Raw genomic sequence first — 217 nt, forward strand, 5'->3', positions numbered from 1 at the left:
TACACCCTGCCACTCTCTACAACGGGACAATTTGACAATCTAAAAATTTCTGTACATAAAATCATTTTTTCCCCACTCTCCCCCCTCACAAACGTATCTCGCACCGCCGCAAATACGGCGAGTTCCGCAGCGCCTCTCGCCCCGCCTCGCCAATCTCGTTGTCCCTCACGTCCAGCGTGGTGAGGTTCTGGAGATAGGGCGACTGGGCCAACGCCTT

1 protein-coding gene is annotated in these 217 nt (G+C 54.4%); it reads right to left on the minus strand.

Annotation, left to right across the window (positions count from 1 at the left end; translation table 11 throughout):
* Positions 1-85: 85 nt before the first annotated feature.
* On the minus strand, positions 86-211 hold the full coding sequence (locus H0921_RS18580; protein WP_390622572.1) for a leucine-rich repeat domain-containing protein: 126 nt from the start codon (positions 209-211) through the stop codon (positions 86-88).
* Positions 212-217 lie beyond the last annotated feature (6 nt).

The organism is Thermogemmata fonticola, from assembly GCF_013694095.1.
Lineage (GTDB): Bacteria > Planctomycetota > Planctomycetia > Gemmatales > Gemmataceae > Thermogemmata > Thermogemmata fonticola.